Source organism: Skermanella mucosa, from assembly GCF_016765655.2.
GTDB lineage: Bacteria > Pseudomonadota > Alphaproteobacteria > Azospirillales > Azospirillaceae > Skermanella > Skermanella mucosa.
On sequence record NZ_CP086106.1, the window covers coordinates 4473499 to 4493381 of the forward strand.

General features: G+C 63.5%; 17 protein-coding genes. 8 read left to right on the forward strand and 9 right to left on the reverse strand.

Features of this window, described 5'->3' with window-relative positions:
• Nucleotides 1-75: 75 nt before the first annotated feature.
• Nucleotides 76-1278 (reverse strand): aspartate transaminase, encoded by a 1203-nt coding sequence (locus JL100_RS20795; RefSeq protein WP_202684679.1) that lies wholly within the window; start codon nt 1276-1278, stop codon nt 76-78.
• 223 nt (nt 1279-1501) lie between these two features.
• Between JL100_RS20795 and JL100_RS20800 the strand changes: the two genes are divergently transcribed.
• The 4 genes from JL100_RS20800 (at nt 1502) to JL100_RS20815 (ending at nt 6316) form a co-directional block, all read left to right on the forward strand.
• A complete protein-coding gene (locus JL100_RS20800) occupies nt 1502-2221 on the forward strand; it encodes a hypothetical protein (RefSeq protein WP_202684680.1) in 720 nt (239 codons plus the stop codon).
• Nucleotides 2222-2313: 92 nt separating this feature from the next.
• Complete coding sequence (gene uvrB, locus JL100_RS20805) at nt 2314-4479, forward strand: excinuclease ABC subunit UvrB (protein WP_228420817.1); 2166 nt, start codon at nt 2314-2316, stop codon at nt 4477-4479.
• A 115-nt stretch (nt 4480-4594) separates the two neighbouring features.
• Nucleotides 4595-5197 (forward strand): ATP-dependent Clp protease proteolytic subunit, encoded by a 603-nt coding sequence (locus JL100_RS20810; RefSeq protein ID WP_202684682.1) that lies wholly within the window; start codon nt 4595-4597, stop codon nt 5195-5197.
• A gap of 387 nt (nt 5198-5584) precedes the next feature.
• A complete protein-coding gene (locus JL100_RS20815; protein WP_202684683.1) occupies nt 5585-6316 on the forward strand; it encodes a hypothetical protein in 732 nt (243 codons plus the stop codon).
• Here JL100_RS20815 and tnpC read toward each other — a convergent pair.
• From tnpC to tnpA, 5 genes are all read right to left on the reverse strand, one after another.
• Entirely contained in the window at nt 6304-7899 is a 1596-nt protein-coding gene (tnpC, locus tag JL100_RS20820; RefSeq protein WP_407697026.1) for an IS66 family transposase, read from the reverse strand. The two genes, JL100_RS20815 and tnpC, sit on opposite strands and share 13 nt — an antisense overlap.
• A gap of 183 nt (nt 7900-8082) precedes the next feature.
• Nucleotides 8083-8916 carry an IS21-like element helper ATPase IstB gene (gene istB, locus JL100_RS20825; RefSeq protein ID WP_202685797.1) on the reverse strand — a complete coding sequence of 278 codons (834 nt, stop codon included), beginning with the start codon at nt 8914-8916 and terminating at the stop codon, nt 8083-8085.
• Nucleotides 8913-10415, reverse strand: a complete 1503-nt coding sequence (gene istA, locus JL100_RS20830) for an IS21 family transposase (protein ID WP_202685796.1) — start codon at nt 10413-10415, stop codon at nt 8913-8915. The genes istB and istA overlap by 4 nt, the downstream gene beginning before the upstream one ends.
• Before the next feature lie 222 nt (nt 10416-10637).
• Entirely contained in the window at nt 10638-10991 is a 354-nt protein-coding gene (gene tnpB / locus JL100_RS20835) for an IS66 family insertion sequence element accessory protein TnpB (RefSeq protein ID WP_202685889.1), read from the reverse strand.
• Nucleotides 10988-11341, reverse strand: coding sequence for an IS66-like element accessory protein TnpA (gene tnpA, locus JL100_RS36570; RefSeq protein ID WP_407696879.1), 354 nt, complete (start codon nt 11339-11341; stop codon nt 10988-10990). The genes tnpB and tnpA overlap by 4 nt, the downstream gene beginning before the upstream one ends.
• A gap of 181 nt (nt 11342-11522) precedes the next feature.
• On the opposite strand from tnpA, the gene JL100_RS20845 reads away from it, so the two are divergent.
• From JL100_RS20845 to JL100_RS20860, 4 genes are all read left to right on the forward strand, one after another.
• A complete protein-coding gene (locus tag JL100_RS20845) occupies nt 11523-11822 on the forward strand; it encodes a hypothetical protein (RefSeq protein WP_202685832.1) in 300 nt (99 codons plus the stop codon).
• Between the two features lie 748 nt (nt 11823-12570).
• A complete protein-coding gene (locus tag JL100_RS20850) occupies nt 12571-12954 on the forward strand; it encodes a hypothetical protein (RefSeq protein WP_202685830.1) in 384 nt (127 codons plus the stop codon).
• The gene (locus JL100_RS20855; protein WP_202685831.1) at nt 12951-13844 is read left to right on the forward strand and encodes an IS3 family transposase; all 894 of its coding nucleotides are present in this window, start codon (nt 12951-12953) and stop codon (nt 13842-13844) included. The genes JL100_RS20850 and JL100_RS20855 overlap by 4 nt, the downstream gene beginning before the upstream one ends.
• Before the next feature lie 227 nt (nt 13845-14071).
• Nucleotides 14072-17020: a DEAD/DEAH box helicase gene (locus tag JL100_RS20860; protein WP_228420819.1), complete on the forward strand. Its 2949-nt coding sequence runs from the start codon at nt 14072-14074 to the stop codon at nt 17018-17020.
• 479 nt (nt 17021-17499) lie between these two features.
• Here the strand turns inward: JL100_RS20860 and JL100_RS20865 are convergent, their stop codons facing one another.
• The 3 genes from JL100_RS20865 to aguA all read right to left on the reverse strand — a co-directional run bounded on the left by JL100_RS20865 (nt 17500) and on the right by aguA (nt 19557).
• Complete coding sequence (locus tag JL100_RS20865; RefSeq protein WP_202682606.1) at nt 17500-18111, reverse strand: LysE family translocator; 612 nt, start codon at nt 18109-18111, stop codon at nt 17500-17502.
• A gap of 36 nt (nt 18112-18147) precedes the next feature.
• On the reverse strand, nt 18148-18444 hold the full coding sequence (locus JL100_RS20870; RefSeq protein ID WP_202682607.1) for a hypothetical protein: 297 nt from the start codon (nt 18442-18444) through the stop codon (nt 18148-18150).
• A gap of 99 nt (nt 18445-18543) precedes the next feature.
• Nucleotides 18544-19557 (reverse strand): agmatine deiminase, encoded by a 1014-nt coding sequence (aguA, locus tag JL100_RS20875; RefSeq protein ID WP_202682608.1) that lies wholly within the window; start codon nt 19555-19557, stop codon nt 18544-18546.
• Nucleotides 19558-19883: the final 326 nt, after the last annotated feature.

Consider the following 19883-nt stretch of genomic DNA (forward strand, 5'->3'; position numbering starts at 1 on the left):
CGCTCTCTTCCGGTCGGTATCCGACCGGAGAGGCACCGGGGTTCCACCCTGGCGGCGGAACCCTTTCGCGCCCGGTTACTTCAGCGCGGCGCAGGCGCGCTGGATGCGCTGGCAGGCCTCTTCCAGCTCGGCGGTCGAGGTCGCGTAGGAGATGCGGAAGAACGGCGCCAGCCCGAAGGCCGAGCCCTGGACCACCGCCACGCCTTCCGACTCCAGCAGGTAGGTGACGAAGTCCTCGTCCGTTTCGATCACCTTGCCGTCCGGGGTCGTCTTGCCGATCGTGCCTTCGCACGAGGGATAGACGTAGAAGGCGCCTTCCGGCTTGTGGCACTTGATGCCGCTCGCCTGGTTCAGCATCGACACGACCAGGTCGCGGCGCTCCTTGAAGGCTTCCGCCCGCTCCTTGATGAAGTCCTGCGGGCCGTTCAGCGCCTCGACGGCGGCCGCCTGGCTGACCGACGACGGGTTGCTGGTGCTCTGGCTCTGGATCACGCCCATCGCCTTGATCAGCTCCTTCGGGCCGGCGGCGTAGCCAATGCGCCAGCCGGTCATGGCATAGGCCTTGGACACGCCGTTGACCGTCAGGGTACGGTCGTACAGCGACGGCTCGACCTGGGCCGGGGTGGTGAACTCGAACCCGTCATAGTTCAGGTGCTCGTACATGTCGTCGGTCATCACCCATACGTGGGGATGGCGGACCAGCACGTCGGTCAGCGCCTTCAGCTCGGCCCGGGTATAGGCCGCGCCGGTCGGGTTGTTGGGGCTGTTCAGGATCAGCCACTTGGTCTTCGGCGTGATCGCCTTCTCCAGGTCCGCGGGCTGGAGCTTGAAGCCGGTGTCGGCCGGGCACTCGACCGGAACGGGCACGCCATCGGCCAGCAGCACCATGTCGGGATAGCTGACCCAGTAGGGCGCCGGGACGATCACCTCGTCGCCGGGGTTCAGGGTCGCCATCAGGGCGTTGTACAGGACCTGCTTGCCGCCGGTGCCGACCGTCACCTGTTCCGGCGTGTAGTCCAGCCCGTTCTCGCGCTTGAACTTGGCGCAGATCGCCTTCTTCAGCGCCGGGGTGCCGTCCACCGCGGTGTACTTCGTGTCGCCCGAGCGGATCGCCGCGATCGCGGCCTCCTTGATGTTGTCCGGGGTGTCGAAGTCGGGCTCGCCGGCGCCGAGGCCGATGATGTTGCGGCCGGCGGCCTTCAGCTCACGGGCCTTCTGGGTGACGGCGATGGTCGGCGAGGGCTTGATGTTGCTCAAGCGGGTGGCGATGAACGGCATGGCATGGGATCCGGTGCGGATTTCGATCTGGGCGATGTCTGTTGACTCTACGCGGCGGAGACCCTACGCCCGCCGCCTCCCCCGTGCAAGCGGCACGGCCGATGGATACGGGGCGTCCGGGCACCCTCCCCGCGCGCAGGATCCGCATGAGAGTCGACTGTCGCGTGCCCCCTATGCTAAAGTCGTTATCCTTCTCCACTTTAGTAGATGGAACCGTACGGCGGTGCACGCCCCAGGCCTCACCCAACTGCTGGTCTACAGCGCGTTCATCGTGCTGGGCATGGCCGTGCTGTACGCGTTCAGGCCACCGCCTCCCCCGAAGGTCAAGGGCCAGAGGCTCACGCTCCGCAGGACGATCGACAACCTCAACCACCCTTCCCTGCACGATGTCCGAATCATCGACAAGCAGGGCCGCATCGTCTGCATCGAGCACATCATCCGCCTGCCGTCCAGCATCGTGCTGATCGGGACGGTGGCCGCCTCCGCCAAGGGAGAGGTGATCGGCAGCGAGTTCTCCCGGACCTGGAAGATCTCCAACCGGGGCGGCACGACGACCTGCGTCAACCCGCTCCTGGAACTGCAACCCCTGAACCTCGCCTTCAAGCGCCGCTTCCCCCTGCTGCGGATACGCGGTCTCGTGGTGTTTCCCGACACCATCACTTTCCCGAACGGTGCGCCCAAGGGGGCGGTCTGCGCCTCCGACTTCGAGAAGTGGATCGAGGAAGTTCTGAAAATGGACGGCACCGTCAGCTCCGCGACCGAACAGGCGTGGCCCGCGATCACCGCCATGGTGGCGTCGGCCCAGGCCCGCATCGAGCAGGCGCGGGCCAAGGGCCTGCTGGGCGGGCAGGACGCGGGCACGGGCGGCGGCAAGGCGAAGCCCGCCAAGAAGTCCCTCGGCCCGGTGCCCGTGCGCGCGGCGGCGGCTTCCCGCGGACGCTGATGCAGGACGCGATCTTTTGGTGAACGGATTCGCTCCGGGGGGACTGGCAGCGGGTGTCCGCGTTGAATATCTTACCAGCCATGACAATGCCCATGCTGATGCCGAAAGCCGCCGCCCTGCCGAAGCTGGAGGGGGGCAAGCGGCTTGAGATCGTGTCCGATTACAAGCCGGCCGGCGACCAGCCGCGCGCGATCGAGGAACTGCTGAACGGTATCCAGCAGGGCGAGCGCGAGCAGGTGCTGCTGGGCGTCACGGGGTCGGGCAAGACCTTCACCATGGCCCACGTGATCCAGGAGATCCAGCGCCCCGCCCTGGTGCTGGCGCCCAACAAGACCCTGGCCGCCCAGCTCTACGGCGAGATGAAGAGCTTCTTCCCGAACAACGCGGTGGAGTATTTCGTCTCCTACTACGACTACTACACGCCGGAAGCCTACGTCCCGCGCACCGACACCTATATCGAGAAGGAAAGCTCAATCAACGAGCAGATCGAGCGGATGCGCCACTCGGCCACCCGGTCCCTGCTGGAACGCGACGACGTGATCATCGTGGCGTCGGTGTCGTGCATCTATGGTATCGGCTCGGTCGAGACCTATTCCGAGATGACGCTGGGCCTCCAGACCGGGATGATGGTCAACCGGTCGGAGCTGCTGTCCCGCCTGATCGACCTGCAATATAAGCGCAACGACCTTGGTTTCGGCCGCGGAACGTTCCGGGTGCGGGGCGACACCGTCGAGCTGTTCCCCGCCCACATGGAGGACCGCGCCTGGCGGTTCTCGCTGTTCGGCGACGAGCTGGAGGGGATCTTCGAGATCGACCCGCTGACCGGCGAGAAGCTGATGGCGCTCCAGGCGGTCAAGATCTACCCCAACAGCCACTATGTGACGCCCAAGCCGACGCTGCACCAGGCGATCAAGCAGATCCAGCACGACCTGAAAGTGCGGCTGGCCGAGTTCGAGGCGGAGGGCAAGCTGCTGGAGGCCCAGCGGCTGGAGCAGCGGACCCAGTTCGACATCGAGATGATGCTGGCGACCGGAAGCTGCGCCGGCATCGAGAACTATTCCCGCTACCTCTCAGGCCGCCAGCCGGGCGAGCCGCCGCCGACGCTGTTCGAGTACCTGCCGAAGAACGCGCTGCTGATCGTGGACGAGAGCCACGTGATGGTGCCGCAGGTCGGCGGCATGTACCGCGGCGACTTCATGCGGAAATCGACGCTGTCCGACTTCGGCTTCCGCCTGCCGTCCTGCAAGGACAACCGGCCGCTGAAGTTCGAGGAATGGGACGAGATGCGGCCGCAGAGCGTGTTCGTCTCGGCCACGCCCGGCCCGTGGGAGATGGAGCGGACCGGCGGCGTCTTCGTCGAGCAGGTCGTCCGCCCGACCGGCCTGACCGACCCGCCGGTGATCATCCGCCCGACCGAGACCCAGGTGGACGACCTGATCGCCGAGTGCAAGGACTGCGCGGCCAAGGGCCAGCGCGTGCTGGTCACCACCCTGACCAAGAAGATGGCCGAGGCGCTGACCGAATACATGCACGAGGCCGGCATCAAGGTCCGCTACATCCATTCCGACGTGGAGACGCTGGAGCGGATCGAGATCATCCGCGACCTGCGGCTGGGCGCCTACGACGTGCTGATCGGCATCAACCTGCTGCGCGAGGGCCTGGACATCCCGGAATGCGGGCTGGTGGCGATCCTGGACGCGGACAAGGAAGGCTATCTGCGGTCCCGCACCTCGCTGATCCAGACCATCGGCCGGGCGGCGCGGAACGTGGACGGACGGGCGATCCTGTACGCCGACCGGATGACCAACAGCCTCCAGGCCGCGATCGAGGAGACCAACCGGCGCCGGGAGAAGCAGAAGGCCTACAACGAGGCCAACGGCATCACGCCGGAGTCGGTGCGCAAGCAGATCTCCGACATCATGGAGAGCGTCTACGAGCGCGGCGACCGGGTGACGGTGAAGACCGGCGACGCCGACCGCAACAACATGATCGGCCACAACCTAAAGTCCTACATGGCCGACCTGGAACGCCGCATGAAGACCGCCGCCGCCGACCTGGAGTTCGAGGAGGCCGCCCGCCTGCGCGACGAGCTCCGCCGGCTCGAGGCCATGGACCTGGGGATCGACGGCGGCGACGCTCCCGCGATCGGCCTGGGCACCAACCGCGCCGTTCCCGACGGGAGCGGCCGGGCGTCACCCGCGCGCGGCGCCGCCGACGGACGGGGCAAGCCGAGGGGGCGGCGGCGCAAGGGGCCGTGATAGGCCGAACCGCCAACCGGTGCCGGTTGAACCTGCCGGCAAATCCGGCTATGCAAGTCATGCGAACGAAATTCGCCGTGCGCCTCTGCGCGGTGTGAGGTCCGAGGAGAATTTGATGTTTTGGGTCATGGACGAAGAGCCGAAGGAAGAGACGCCCAAGCCGACCCCGGCACCGTTCAGCACGGTTCTTCAAAACCTGTTCAAGTCGCGCACGGTCATGATCTTCGGCGAGATCAACCAGAAGGTCGCCGAAAGCACCTGCGCCCAGCTTCTGGCCCTGGCGGTCGAGAATGACGATCCGATCCGGATCATCATCAACTCGCCGGGCGGCCACGTGGAGTCGGGCGACAGCATCCACGACATGATCCGGTTCATCACCCCGCAGGTGAAGATGATCGGCACCGGCTGGGTAGCCAGCGCCGGCGCGCACATCTATCTGGCCGCGAAGAAGGAAAACCGGCTCTGCCTGCCGAACACCCGCTTCCTGATCCACCAGCCGCTGGGCGGTGCGGGCGGACGGGCGACGGACATCGCGATCGAGGCGAAGGAGATCATCAAGATGCGCCGCCGCATCAACGAGATCATCGCCCGCGAAACCGGCCAGCCGCTGGAGCGGGTCGAGAAGGACACCGACCGGAACTACTGGATGTCCGCCGAAGAGGCGAAGGACTACGGCATCGTCAGCCGGATCGTCCAGGGTGCCCAGGAAGTCGAGTGAGGGGCGGGGCTGGCGCTTCGGACAAGATGGTGAGGTGAGAATGCGGGCTTCGGCCCGCATTTTTTATGCCAATTGAGTCTTCACTTTGATCAAGGTGGGATCGACCGCGCCGGTATCAACTGCGAGGTGCGGATGTCCACCTTTCGCCAGGAGCGGACATAAGGCAGCCGACTCCGGCACTGCGGCGGTCATTGAATGCGATAACAACGAGACATGAACAATCTACTTATACCCTGGTCGCATAGATAGCACTAACAGGTGAGGGTTACGGTTGGTGTGGCCTGGGAGATTCATCTGATAGCTCGATAATCTTCAGAAAGATAATTATTAACGGTTGTTTATTATTTATGCGGTACATCTTCGGAGATTTCCGGAGCGCGAAAAGCAATGCATACCTGTCCACCGCCTAAGGAAGCGATTGAGGGATGGCTCAAACCTTACGATACCGTGCATGGACGGTACGGGCACTTACTGCTCGAACAGCAGGCCGACACAGACGATGATTTGATTGCCGCAATGCGGCCGTATTTTGAATCCGCTCATTTGGATGCGCGGGAGTATTTTCATGCGCAGATCGGTATCAGTTTGCACCCTGATGCCGACGCCGCAGGCCATCATGCTTGCTATCCCAATTGCCTACCTCCTAATGCACGCCGCGGCCTGTTTGGCGAGGTAATGGCTGGGATGATTTCAGAGGCGTTTCAAGACGTCTTTGTTGGCGGACATACATGGCAGGTGCCAATCTTCCTGTTCCGCAAGCATGCCGACGTCGAAGCCTATCTCTATGCTCTCGCGCGAGATGACCGGCGTCGACGTGAGGTCTTCGGTCGTTTCGGCAGCGACTTTATTGGGATTGCGCTCGGCGATACTGGGGAAATTGTACGTTTTATTGCCGGCGAGGCGAAGTGGCGGAGGAGGCTGACAGAGGCTGCCGTAGATGAGTTGATGCTGGGTGAGCTGATTGATGACCCATCCACACATAAGCGTGTACGATCGGGAAAGGGGATCTGGTTCGAGATTAATCGTAAGCGTCATCTGCTGACCACGTTGCGGAGCGGATCATCACGCGCGACAATGGCGGGGTGGTCTGCTGAGCGGGAGTTGGATCAGGCGGTCTGAACGCTCTGGCTACCGGATTGCTGAGTCCTCCAGGTCCACGGTAGCAGACAATCGAGTTGGTGAGCTTTGACGTCGCCGGACACGATGCGCTCGAGCACATCCTTCAGGTATTCGAACGGATTGAGGCCGTTCATCCTGGCGCTCTGGATCAGCGAGGTAAAGATCGCCCAGGATCGGGCGCCGGAGTCCGCCCCGGCGAACAGAGCGTTCTTCCTGGTGGTCGCCACGATCCGATGCAGGCGCTCGATGCTGTTGGTGTCCAGCTCGACCCGGCCGTCGTTCAGGAAGACGCACAGGCCGGCCCAGTGCCTCAGCATGTAGCGGATCGCCTTGGCCACCGGCATCTTTCCGGAGACGCGTGCCAATTGCTCCTCCAGGTAGACCTTGAGCGCCTCGACCTTCGGCCTGCTTCTGTCCTGACGAACCGTCCGCCGGACATCAGGCGGCTGCCCCCGGATCTCATCCTCGATGCGGTACAACTCAGCTATCCGCCGGAGCACCTCGCCGGCGATTGGCGACTGGCTTGACTGGTGAATCTCGAAGAACTGCCGACGACCATGCGACCAGCAGAACGCGAGGGTGACGGCGCCCGCGTCGTTTGGGACGGCATCCTGTTTGCCGGCCAGCCGTTCGAAGCCGCCCCATCCATCGACCTGCAGCACGCCAGCGTAGTCGGCCAGCACCTCGCGGGCGCGGTCCCAGACCCGGTCCTCGGTATAGACATAGGCCACCGCAGGCGGATGGTCGCCTTGCCAGGGGGTATCGTCCCGGGCAAGGCCCCAGAGATACCCGGTCCGGGTTCTGCCTTTGCCGGGCGCCAGCACTGGCAGCCGCGTGTCGTCACAGAACAGCTTGGGCGAACTCAGCACGCTGGTGAGCAGGAGTTCCCACAGCGGCTTGAGCCACCACGCCGTCCGGCCCATCCAGTCCGACAAGGTCGCGCGATCGAGACGGATGCCGTCACGCTCCAGGATCTGGACCTGACGGTATAGCGGCAGCCCGTCGCAATACTTCGACACCGCCAGATGGGCGAGCAGAGCCTCGGTCGGCAGGCCACCGGGAACGGCGCTGTCCGGTGCCGTAGCCTGCACGACCGCCTCGCCGCAACTCCGGCAGCCGTAGATCGGGCGCCGGATGACCCTGACGCGCAGGCGCAGAGGCACGGCATCCAGGCGCTCGGTTTCCTCGACGTCGATCTGGTGCATCGCCCCGCCGCAGCACGGGCAACTTCGGCTCTCCGGCTCGATCACCACCTCATAGCGGTCGAGATGGGCCGGCAGGTGACCGAGGTTGCGCCGTGCCGGGGTTCGCCGGGAACGCCGGCTTGCGTCACTGTCCCCGGCATCCTGCCGGGTGGCCTTGATCGCCGCGATCTCCTGCTCGACGTTTTCCAGGGTCAGCTGGAACTGGTCGGGATCCAGGCGCTCGGACTTGCGACCGAACTGCGCCCGGACCAGCTGCCTGACCATAAGCTCCAGCCGCTGGCGCTCGGCATCGGCCTCCTCGAAGGCGCCCTTGAAGTGATCGCGCTCGATCTCCAGAGCATTGAGCGCTTCTCGCTGCCGCTCAACAAGGGCTGCCATCTCGATCAGCTTGGCCTTCAGCTGATCTGGATTGGACATGTCTTCGAAGCCGATGGTTGACATGGCGCAATTATACTTGAACCATTCGATGTAGCGCGACAATCTGGATGGAGAGAGCGGCGATCAGGATAAGAATGCCTAAGGTCGCGGCGTCAGGATGATTGACGCTGATCGGGCTGGATTTCAAGTGTCCTGTCGTGGAGCGTCAATCAAGTTCGCGTTGATTGTCGCTCGGGACGGCGGCCGTCCAGGTCCGCGTTTTCGTTCCAGTGCGACCCTTCGACGATAGCTCTCCACGTTCATCTCGAAGATGGTGGCGTGGTGGACGAGCCGGTCGATGGCGGCCAGGGTCATGGCTTGGTTGGGGAAGATGCCGCCCCAGTCGCCGAACGGCTGGTTCGCCGTGATCAGCAATGACCGCCGCTCGTACCGGGTTCCAATCAGTTCAAACAGGACGCTTGTTTCCGCCTGGTCCTTGGCAACGTAGGCGAAGTCATCGAGGATCAGGAGGTGATACTTGTCCAGCTTGGCGAGGGCGGACTCCAGAGCCAGATCCCGCCTGGCGACCTGAAGCTTCTGGACCAGGTCGGTGGTTCGGGCGAACAGGACGCGCCAGCCATTCTCCACCAGGGCGTAGCCGATCGCGGCCGCCAAGTGCGACTTGCCGCCGCCGGCCGGACCGAACAGGATCAGGTTGGCGCCTTTTTCCAGCCAGCTGTCGCCGGCGACGAGGGCCATCACCTGGGCCTTGCCGACCATGGGGACCGCCTCGAACTCGAAGCTCTCCAGGGTCTTGCCCGGAGGCAGCCTGGCCTCGTCGAGATGACGCTCGATCCGGCGGCGGGAGCGCTCGGCGATCTCGTGCTCGGTCAGGGCGGCCAGGAACCGGGCGGCGGGCCAGCCTTCCTTGTCGGCCCGGTCGGCGAAGTCCGGCCAGATCACCTTGATGGCCGGCAGGCGCAGGTCGCCCAGGGCCAGCGACAGGCGGGCGGTGTCGATGGGATCGGTCGCACTCATGCCGCGGCTCCATGCACGAGTTCGTCGTAGACGCTCAGCGGCACGAGATCGACGACGACACCGGTGACCGGCGCCCCGGTGCGCTGGAAGCGTTCGCGCAGGGCCGGAAGGTCGGGCAGCCGTCCCGCTTCCAGGTCGGCATCGAGGACTTCGGCCAGTTCGGCCTCGCAGCCGCGCTCGTGGGCCAGCGACAGCAGGGCGACGGCCGTGGTGCAGGCCTGGCGGTCACTGCCGGCGGCGAGCAGCGCCTCGAAGGTGCGCTCGAAGGCCCGGCGGGGGAACAGCTGGTCCCGGTAGACGAGGTTGAGCAGGGCCATCGGCTTGCGTCGCAGGGCATGGATGACGTGACGGTAATCGACGACATGGCCGTGCCGGCCGTTGCCGCGCGGACGGCCGCGGGCCAGGGTGAGGACGCGCGTGCCGCCCAGGAAGCAGTCCAGGCGATCGTCGAACAGGTGGACCCGCAGGCGGTGGCCGATCAGCCGGGAGGGCACGGTGTAGAACACCTTGCGCAGGGTGAAGCCGCCACTGGAGGTGACGTGGACGAGGGTCTGCTCGAAGTCGGCGGTCCTGTCGGGCGGCAATGGCTTGAGGGTGCCGCGCTCCACCTCGATCGCCTTGGCCCGGCGGGCGTTCTGCTGGCCGACCACCTCGTCGATGAAGCGGCGGTAGTCCGGCAGGTCGGGGAAGTCCCGGCTGCCGCGGAGCAGCAGCGCATCGTCGATGGCGCGCTTGAGATGGCCGTGCGGGCTCTCGATGGAGCCGTTCTCGTGGGCGAGGCCGCGGTTGTTGCGGCTCGGCACCATGCCGTAATGGCGGCACAGGTCCTCATAGCGGCGGGTCAGATCCTCGGCGGCATCGCGGTCCAGGTTGCGGAACGCCGCCGACAGGCTGTCGCTGCGATGGTCCGCCGGCGCCCCGCCGAGCGACCAGAGCGCGTTCTGCAGCCCTTCGGCCAGGGCGACGAAGCTCTCGCCGCCCAGGATGACATGGGCGTGCTGCCAGCCGGAATAGGCCAGGCGGAAGTGGAAGAGACGGTGATCGAGCGGCTGCCCGGCAACGGACACGGCGGCGTCGCCCATGTCCGTGAAGTCCGACAAGCCCATCTTGCCCGGCTCATGATGCTGCCGGAAGATGACGTCCTGGTCCGGACCGTTGACGGCTCGCCAGGCCCGGATGCGGCGCTCCAGCGTTCGGCGGACCTTCTCGCTCAGGTCCGGATGCCGCCGGCGCATCTCGGCGAACACGGCGATCGAGCGCAGGCCCGGAGCGGCTTTGAGCATCGGCACCACCTCGCTGTCCCAGATCCCGGCCAGCGGATCCGGGCGGCGCCGGCCGCGGGGTAGGATCTTCTGCGAGGGTGGTCGGGGGTCCTGCTCGATGCGGTAGGCGGTTGACGTGCTGAACCCGGCTTTGGCCGCAGCGACGGCGGGAGTGTTGGTTTGTCGGTTTTTCATGTAAAGGCTCACTTGGCGGTCGGTGATGTGTGTGCCCGGCAAGATCGCGGTTCCTCATTGGCGTGAAGATCCTCGATCCTGGCCGCATTCACCGCTTCCGTCAGCGACGTCCTTTTCCAGGAAAGGATGTCGGTGTCGCGGTCGTGACTACGGTCAGGCTACGCCCGCCCTCCGTCACGACCGCGACATTCCATTCCGACCCTGATTGACGCTCTTCCTATCCTGATTGTCGGGCCATAATTCGAGATGATCTACGCCTTTGTCTCAGCACGCGGCCAACGGGCGGGTAACCGGCGGCACCTGCAAGCGTTCCCAGGGCAAGCCGGACAACAGGGCGGACATCTGCAACGCCGACAGCCGGACCACGCCGTCAGTCACGGGCGGCCACTTGAATCGGCCGGCTTCCAGTCTCTTCGTTATCAGAACCAGACCGGTGCCGTCATAGAGGATCAGCTTCACCCGGTCCGGACGCCGCGAGCGGAACACGAAGACATCGCCGGCGAAGGGATCAAGACGCAGGGTGACCTGCACCAGGGCCGCCAGGCTGTCCATACCGCGGCGGAAATCGACCGGCACCGGCCAGACCAGCACTCGGATACCGGGCGGCAACGTGATCATGCCAGGCTCCGGACCACCTCGAGAACTTGGCGCAGGGCCGCGGCATCGACGGCGCCGGTGAGCCGGACCGAAACGGACCCGATGACGATCTCGATAAGTCCGTTGGCAACGGACGCTTCGGGCGCCTCTGACACGACCGTGACCGGAACGAAGCCCAGCGCCTCGCCTGCTTGCCCGGCCTTCGCCGGTCGAACTCCGAAGGCGGTTCGCCAGCCGTAGAGTTGATTGCGGTGAATGCCATGTCGCCGGGCGACTTCCGCCACGATCACGCCGGGTTCCAGGCTCTCCGCGACAATCCTGGCCTTGTCCTCCTCCGACCAGCGGCGTCGGCGCTCAAGCCCCGTGATCACCTCAATGCGCCGGAGCGGTTCGTCCCTGATGGCGTCTGTATGGGGCAAATTATGCTGCAAACGATCCATGCCGGAAGTCCCCTGAAAATGGAACTTCCAATCCTGGAACGATTGTCAGATCACGCAAGGTGCCCGCCAGACGACGCTTACGATTAATCGAGACACACTCGTTCCGCATGGATTGCGTCAACTCCAGCGTCTGCTGGAAGACCGTGATCCCGAAGGGCATGCGGCTGCGATTCTATCGCTCGACCGCGCTCTGACCGTTGATCATCCACGACCGCTGCCCCGGACCAATCTCATCCTCATTGCTGGCAATGGTGCCAGACGCCGAGAAGATGGGGAAGCGTTGATCGGATGGCAAAAGATGCCCGAGGAATACAAGGCCAGCCATGATCTGCAGGTCGTTGAACTGATCCTGACCGATGGCGAGGTTCTGATTGACGGCATCTATTCGACTCTTTGGCAGGAGGAAGCTTAGTGCCTGTGCTCGATGCAGAACGGTTAGAGATCGCCGAAGAGTTGTGGCGCGCACTGGCTATCGAAAACACACTGTCACGGTCTCAGGCCCGAGCCTATGTGCGCTGCTTGCAGGCGACTTGGCAGATGCCGACAATTCAATGGAGTAAAAAAGAATCCGCACGTCAACTCGCCGATGCTCGGAGGTTGCTCCATGCTGCCCACATCTTCCGCAAGATCGAGGGACCAACCTCGACGCGTGCAGTAAGCTGCTACCGGCGCACTGGAGAGATCCTCGAATGGCTGTCCAGAGCCAGAGACGACATTCGCGCGGTCGCGCCAATAGAGTTGCTCGCAGGGGCGGCTTATCAGCTTGGCGGGTTACCGGCGATGGCGGCCGGCCTTCTTGACCAAGTTGACATTGAGTATGACGGCGTCTCCCTATATGCCGCGTTTCTGCGCGCAGACTTCGACGAAGTGTTGCGGCGATCTGTAGAGTTCTGGACCGCCCATCCCAATCTGACCAAGGCAGACACCTCGTCACGCCTCACTGACGGTTCAGTAGACGAGGAGCGGGAAGGTGATCACCTAATCGCGTGGTACTTCACTGTAGAGCTGGTGCGTAGCTTGGGAGTGATCGCTGACAGCCTACGGCGCGGCGATAATGATCGTCTTGCCTCAGCAATGGCCAAGCTACACGCGCTCGATAGCATGGCGGTGCGAACCTTCAGTGATCTGCCGTCGATGAAGTTGGACACCGGATTGTCCATATGGAAGAAGCGATGGAAGATCCGAAGAACACACCCAAGCTGCCGACGGACTCTGGTGAGAAAGCCGGGCCGAAGGTCATTCAGCGCTGGAGCGCCGCCCGCAAACGCGAGGTGGTCCTCCGTCTGCTGCGCGGTGAATCGCTCGACCTGATTTCCCGGGAGATCGGCATCGAGACTTATCGGCTGGAGCGTTGGCGCGACAAGGCGCTGACGGCGATGGATGCCGGCCTGAAGGAGCGCGCCGACGACGATCCCGTCCAGGCTGGTCTCGACGCCGCCCACAAGCGGGTCGGCGAGCTGAGCATGGAAGTCGAGTTGCTGCGCGCCAAGATCGGGCGCCTGGAGGCTGGAACCCCTTTTCCCCGGGCGAGGTCGCGAAGATGAGCGCGGCGATCTCGCCTTCAACCCAGCGGCCCTACGGCGTGCAGCGGGTCTGCCGCATCTGGGCCCTGCCGCGCTCGACCTTCTACCAGGCGCGTCGCCCGGCCAACGCCGCTCCTGCCAGGCCACGCGGCCCCAGGCCGCCGGTCGATGACGCCAGCCTGCTCGCCGCCATCCGGGCCGACCTCGCCGCCTCGCCGTTCTCCGGCGAGGGCCACCGCAAGGTCTGGGCGCGCCTGCACTACGGCCTGGGCCTGCCGGTCGGTCGCAACCGCGTGCTGCGCCTGATGCGCGACAATCAGCTGCTCTCGCCGTTCCGGCGGCCGCCGCGCCCGGCCAACGACCATGACGGCACCATCCTGACCGAGGCCCCGGACGTCCTGTGGGGCACCGACGCTACCCTGGTGCAGACATCCCAAGAGGGCCGGGTCTGGGTATTCGCCGCCATCGACCACTTCAACTCCGAGGTCGTCGGGCATCATGTCTCGACCGATGGCTCGCGCTTCGCGGCACTCGAGCCAATCAGCCAGGCGGTGACATCCCGGTTCGGCGGGATCGCGGCCGATGCCGCCCGCGGCGTGGCGCTGCGCTTGGACAACGGGCCGCAGTACACGTCCCACCACTTCTCCCAGCAGATCGGCCACTGGGGCATGGCGCTGAGCTACGCCTTTGCGCACCAGCCGCAAGGCAACGGCGTCATCGAGCGGTTCTTCCGGACCCTCAAGGAACAGGCGATCTGGGGCCGGAGCTTCCGCACCGCCGCCGAAGTCAGGGCGGCGGTCAGCGATTTCGTGGCCCGCTACAACGCCGCTTGGCGACTGGAGCGGCTGGGCTACCTCAGCCCGCGCGACTACCGGAACCGCCACCGCCAGCCGGAAAGCCTTGCCGCATGATCCATCCCGATGTTCGATCGAGGGCTGACCATCCCGCCGTCCCGACCTGCCACCCGGCAGGCCGCCGCGCGCAGGCCCGGTCAAGCAGGGCCATCGGCCCCCGCCACAGCGGCTTGTGCTTGACCGGGCCGAGCACGGTGGCATCCTTCCTTCAGGTCGGAAGCCCACAACCCCGACCAACCACCCCGTAACCCTTCGCCGGTGTCCAATCTATTGGTGGCGGTACAGTGCGAACCTTCAGTGATGACGCATCGCTGATCGTCACCCTACTCCGGCAAGTTGCCGATAGCTACAATGAGGCGAGCATTTACCGCCCGCTTCTGGCGCTCTCGGAATTGAATCCAGACAGACGCGGCAAGCTTATTGCCTATGCCCGGGACCAGTTTAGCCGAGGGCGCGGCATTCTCTGGACCTCGCAGCTCCATGGTCTCAACCGTCTCCTGCGTGACTCCTCGTTCGCGCTCTGCACGCCAACGGGTTCCGGTAAAACGCTTATTGCCAATATGGCGTTGATCAAGGAGCTTCTTTTGCATGTCCATGATGGACCTGCTCCGCTCGCCATGTATCTTGTTCCATCGCGGGCACTTGCTGGCGAGGTGGAAGCGAAACTCCACAATGAGCTGGGCAGCGAGATCGCTGTTACTGGCCTCTATGGAGGTGCTGATTGGGGCATTACCGACTATTGGCTGAGCGGTGAAGAACCGACTGTCCTGATCGTTACAGTCGAAAAGGCAGATGCTCTAACACGTTACCTTGGACCATTGCTCACCGAGCGATTACGCCTTCTGATCATTGACGAGGCGCACCAAGTTGTTCCTGAGGACGGTGAGAATACGCGCATTAGCTTCTCGGATCACAACAATCGATCTATTCGAATGGAGAGTTTTGTCTCTCGGATACTTGTACAACGACCGGACATTGTGCGAATCGCACTGACAGCGGTCGCGGGCGGTGCATCGCGGCCTGTCGCCCGGTGGATCGAGGGGCGGGCGGAAGCCAAGGCGGTCGGTGTCCACTATCGCAGCACACGGCAGGTAATCGGCATTCTAGAGACGGCACCGAATCTGCCAAGCCGTATCCTGCTTGACATGATGAATGGAAGGCCCCTTTACATCCGCGGTCAAGAGGAGCCAGTCTTCCTTGATTTGCGGGTTCAATCGATGCCGCGATTGCCGTCAGCGATGCGCAACAGCCTCAACCGCTTCAACAGCTTGGCCGTGCTGTGGACTGCGCTGCACTTGGCAGAGGAGAACCAGCGCATTCTGATCTCAGTCGCGCAGGAGCCGGAGCAAACGATGCGCTGGTTCAAGGAGGCGCTGGAATTGCCGAGTTGGGCCGGCGCACCGGCCTTTGCTCTTCCCGAAGGAGAACTTCGCGAACGTTTCGATGAAGCTCGCGCGGCTTGCGTGGATTATTGCGGTGAGGATTGCTTCGAGTTGGCGTTGCTTGATCGCGGGATCGCCACAAGTCATGGACAGATGCCGCAGCGACTCCGGCGTCTGATGACGGAGATGATCGACCGTCGCATCTGTCCCATCGCCGTGGCGACAGCAACCCTAACAGAGGGGGTCAATCTTCCGTTCGACCTGATTTTCCTGACCTCGCTGAAGCGCCGCGCTTGGAACGCCGAGTTAGAACAACCGGTAATCTCCCCGCTCTCCACCGCGGAGTTCCGCAACCTCGCTGGTCGGGCTGGTCGTCCGGGTGCAGCGCGCGGAATCGAGGGGATGACACTGGTAGCAATTCCTGCCAGAATTTCGACCACCGCTAATAGTTTTTCTGCCACCCAACGTAACCAGCTTGAAGAGCTGTCCAATGACTATTACGGCCTTCGTGAAAAGTTGCTGATAGAGGAGGTGGATGCTGACAAGGTAGAAAGTCCGCTTGCCCTGTTAATTGCTGCCATTCGCGAGAAGGCAATCCAACTCCTCGGCGTTCCCCCTGATCAATTTCTAACTTGGCTTGAACAGGTGACGCCCATTGATATCAGCGACGAAGCAGGCAAAGGCGCCACGAGTCCGCACGCCCGTTTCGCTGACAGCCTCGATGAGTTGGACGGCATCCTGCTGACCGCGTGTGAAGAGATAGCGCGGATGGACGAATTGGAAATGACTGGTCCCGCCGCTGAAGAGCAGTTGGCTGCGCTTTGGCAGACGACATTCACCGCCGTCGCTGCGGTACAGGAAGATTGGATGGAGCGGGCATTCGTCAGGCGTGGTCGCGCCATAGTGGAGACGGTTTATCCTGACGCCGAGGAAAGACGCCGACTTTATGAGTATGGCTTCTCGCCATTTGTTGGCCGCCGCTTCGAGATAGTTGCACTTCGGGTGCGTGCGCTTGTTGCCGCCGCGCAGACTTATGGTACAGACGATCCTGAGACACGACTGGACGTCTTCGAACAGATTGGCGATCTGCTCTCGGCAGACCGAGGTTTCGGATTTCGGGTACGGTCGACAATATCGGATCAAAGATTGCTTGGTCGTTGGAAAGAAGTGCTAGCGTGGTGGATGCAGGAGCCTGATGCCTCCGCCCCTGACGCTGACGAACTGCGAGGGTGGCAACGCTTTGTCGCAGATAATCTTGAATTCCGGCTGGGTGTTGCGATCGGAGCTGTGGTTGCCCAAGCTTGGTCGGCAGGGGCAGCGGATACCCGTGCCGTGCCATCGCTTGCGGAATGGAAGAAGACGACGGGACTTCCATGGTTTGGTTTTTGGGCTCGCGAGCTGCTGCGCTGGGGGACGCACGATCCCTTCGTCGCGTTCGCACTCTCCCGAGGGCTGGCCAAAACCCGAGAGGCGGCTGCGGAACGACGCGGTGAGTTTGAGGCTTGGCTGGATGAAGAATATGATGATCTCGAAGCTGAGAACCTTATCGATCCACAACTTTTCATCCAGTGGCAAAGCAGTTTTCTTCAGCCCGAGCGTGCGGCTACCGCATCACCTTCTGAGTCCGTCGACTTGACCGGCACTGATGGTCGTCGGAAGAGATACAATGTAATCCCAGCGACCGATGGCGTACTCGTTCGCTGGTTAGATCCGGCTGGGTTCGAATTGGCACGATCAGAAGATATTCCGGAGGAGTTTAGAGACAAATCGATCCGGAATGACTATGAATTGAGGAAAAATCGCCACAGATCATCGGTCTATCGGACATTTAGTGCGCCGATTAGGCGTTGAGCTCTGTCGAGACGTTAGGCGGCTCAATCACCAGAGGGACCTTTAGACGATAGCGGATTTAAAGCAACACAATTCAAGCTGTTCAGCCCTTGCCAGTCAAAGGGATAGTATTATTAGATGATTTAAGCTAAACGCCACTGCTGCTCAGGAAGCAGGAACGCTCACAGGAATAGCCAGACCAGCCATACTTGCCCAAGAGCCTGCCCGAAGAAAATAGAGGCGTGGCACATTACGCACAGCTTAGGCGGGCAGCAATTCCCTGGCTTGCGCAGCTTCGATTTTCCTCAATTGATTTACCAACAGTATCCGGAGGTTTGCCGGACACACCGTTAGCCCGTGCCGAATGTCCGCTTCGGGTCAAGAACAGACGTAAGTGAATTCTGATTCCTGGCGGCAAAACCCTGTCGAGAAGAGCTTCTGCAATTTGCAAGATAACGGCATCCGGCTTCGGCAAGCACGCTTGATGATCGAGCGGACCTCTACCGATCGGCAAACGCCAGCTTAGCCCCCAAAGCCGCGAAGGCGCCAGCGAAGGTCCGCCGCATCCAGACCAGTACCCGCGGCCGAGAGATCACGTGGCTCCGGATCGAAGCGGCAAACACCCCATAGCCGACGAAGACGGCGAAGGTCAGCAGCATGAAGGCGGCGCTGAGTTCCAGCATGCGCGGGAGCGGATTCGGTTCGTTGGCGCTGACGAACTGCGGCAGGAACGCCAGGAAGAAGATCGACAGTTTCGGGTTGAGGATATTGACCAGGACGGCGGAGACGATCACCTGAACCGCCGACCGGGGCGTGACGTCCTTGTCGACACTGAGCGCGCCCTGTTGCCTCAGCGTGTTCCAGGCCATGTAGAGCAGGTAGGCCACGCCCAGGTACTTGAGGACCTGGAACGCCAGCGCGCTGGCATGGAGCAGCGCCGCCAAGCCCAGGATCGCGGCGGCCATGTGCGGGATGATGCCCAGGGTGCAGCCGAAGGCCGCGATCAGGCTCGCCCGAAATCCGCGCGAAAGACCCGCCGCCAGGGTGAACAGGACTCCGGTACCGGGTGACGCGACGACGATCAGCGACGTTACCAGGAAGTCGATGTCCATGGCGGTCTCCAAAGGGCGGTCTCCAGAGGATGAAGCCTACGCTCGGATGTCCACCAAGCTGCCCCGCCCCTTCGGCGCCCCGCCCCCGGAGGTTCGCGACGAGATGGCCTGGGCTGTCGTATCGACGGACTGGCCGGTCTCGGTCGAACTCATCGCGCGCCGGGGCGCCTCGGCCTTGTAGACCGGAGCGGGTGCCTGGACCGTCTGGGTTCGCGTGACGGTCGCGGTCTGCATGGCCGCCGCCATGGCCGGGTTGACCGTATAGGCCGCCGAAGCCGCATTGTACGGCTTGGAGACGATCGGTGGCTGTACCGGCGGTATGTTGACGTTCATGACCCGCACCTTGAGGCTGGTTGAGGGGTGTCGAGCGGTCGCGTTACCCTATGATGGCACAACTTTCCGGCGGAGTCACGAAGCTTCCCATAATCCCGCTCAGCCGGCAGGCTGCTGCTGGGTGATGCAGTGGATGCCGCCTCCGCCCTTGACGATATCCAAGGCCAGCACCTGGAGCACCTCCCGGTCCGGGAACACCTTGCGCAGCGTGCGGAAAGCCTCGTCGTCGGCGGCGTCCTCGTAGGCCGGCATCACGATGCCGCCGTTGGCGATGTAGAAGTTGGTGTAGGACAGGGTCAGGCGGACGCCGTTGTGGTCGCGGCGGTGCGGCTGGCGCAGCGGCACCACTTCCAGTTCGCGGCCGTGGGCGTCGCGGGCGGCCTTCAGGCGGTCCAGGTTGTCCTGGAAGATCCTGAAGTTGGGGTCGCCGGTGTCGTCGGTGGTCAGCGCCAGGACCACGCCGGGCCGGGCGAAGCAGGCGATCTCGTCGATGTGGCCGTCGGTCTCGTCCTGCTCGTAGCCGCGGCCGAGCCAGATCACCTGGCGGACACCGAGATAGTCCTTCAGGTGCTGCTCGATCTCCGCCTTGCCCAGGTTGGGATTGCGGTTGGGGTTGAGCAGGCATTCCTCGGTCGTGATCAGGGTGCCCTCCCCGTCCACATGGAACGAGCCGCCCTCCAGGATCAGCGGCGCCTGGTAGCGCGGCAGCCCCAGATGCTCCAGCATGTGCCCGGCCAGTTCGGCATCGACCTGATGGTCCGGATAGTTGTTGCCCCAGGCGTTGAAGCCCCAGTCGACGCCGGCGACCTGGCCGGCACCGTTGACGACGAAGGAAGGCCCGGTGTCCCGGATCCAGCTGTCGCTGATCGGCATGGGCAGCACCTCGATTCCCGGGCCGCAGGCCAGGGACACCTCCGCGACGTCGGCCTGGTTGCACACCATGGCGACGGGCTCGAACTGGGCGATGCTCTGGGCGACTTCGGCATAGGCGGCGCAGGCGGCGTCGATGCCGCCGGCGAAGGTTTCGGGGCGGCAGGGCCACGCCATCCAGCAGCGGCTGTGGCGCTCCCATTCCGCCGGCATGCGGAAACCGTCTGCGGCTGGAGTGGACATGGTCTGGTACCCCTTCAATGAATACGCCCCGGTGACACTAACCACCGGGGCGCGATCTTGGCAACCTCCCGGAACGGGAGCAAACCCGGCCGGGATAATCGAAAATTTTTCTTTGAATAACGAAAGAAGGCCGAAGCGCTCTAATCGCGGCGCCTGGTCGGGGGGTGCAGGGCCGGGAACCACTCGGACTCGGTTGCCGGACGTTGAAAGCGGGTCTGGGCGGCGGGGCCGAGACGGAGCAGGCCAAGGAACACGAGGAAATTCACGATACGCCTCTTCAGCAGTTTCACCTGACGGAGAAGATATTCCCCGGCCTGGAGAAAGAC

Bases quoted from the DNA above. Each gene is read 5' to 3' on its own strand.
- uvrB (WP_228420817.1), top strand. From the start codon at position 2,314: ATGCTGATGCCGAAAGCCGCCGCCCTGCCGAAGCTGGAGGGGGGCAAG.
- JL100_RS20810 (WP_202684682.1), top strand. From the start codon at position 4,595: ATGTTTTGGGTCATGGACGAAGAGCCGAAGGAAGAGACGCCCAAGCCG.
- tnpB (WP_202685889.1), bottom strand. From the start codon at position 10,991: ATGATCACGTTGCCGCCCGGTATCCGAGTGCTGGTCTGGCCGGTGCCG.
- JL100_RS20855 (WP_202685831.1), top strand. From the start codon at position 12,951: ATGAGCGCGGCGATCTCGCCTTCAACCCAGCGGCCCTACGGCGTGCAG.
- JL100_RS20850 (WP_202685830.1), top strand. From the start codon at position 12,571: ATGGAAGAAGCGATGGAAGATCCGAAGAACACACCCAAGCTGCCGACG.
- tnpC (WP_407697026.1), bottom strand. From the start codon at position 7,899: ATGGCAGCCCTTGTTGAGCGGCAGCGAGAAGCGCTCAATGCTCTGGAG.
- JL100_RS20815 (WP_202684683.1), top strand. From the start codon at position 5,585: ATGCATACCTGTCCACCGCCTAAGGAAGCGATTGAGGGATGGCTCAAA.
- JL100_RS20870 (WP_202682607.1), bottom strand. From the start codon at position 18,444: ATGAACGTCAACATACCGCCGGTACAGCCACCGATCGTCTCCAAGCCG.
- JL100_RS20865 (WP_202682606.1), bottom strand. From the start codon at position 18,111: ATGGACATCGACTTCCTGGTAACGTCGCTGATCGTCGTCGCGTCACCC.
- JL100_RS20795 (WP_202684679.1), bottom strand. From the start codon at position 1,278: ATGCCGTTCATCGCCACCCGCTTGAGCAACATCAAGCCCTCGCCGACC.
- istB (WP_202685797.1), bottom strand. From the start codon at position 8,916: ATGAGTGCGACCGATCCCATCGACACCGCCCGCCTGTCGCTGGCCCTG.
- aguA (WP_202682608.1), bottom strand. From the start codon at position 19,557: ATGTCCACTCCAGCCGCAGACGGTTTCCGCATGCCGGCGGAATGGGAG.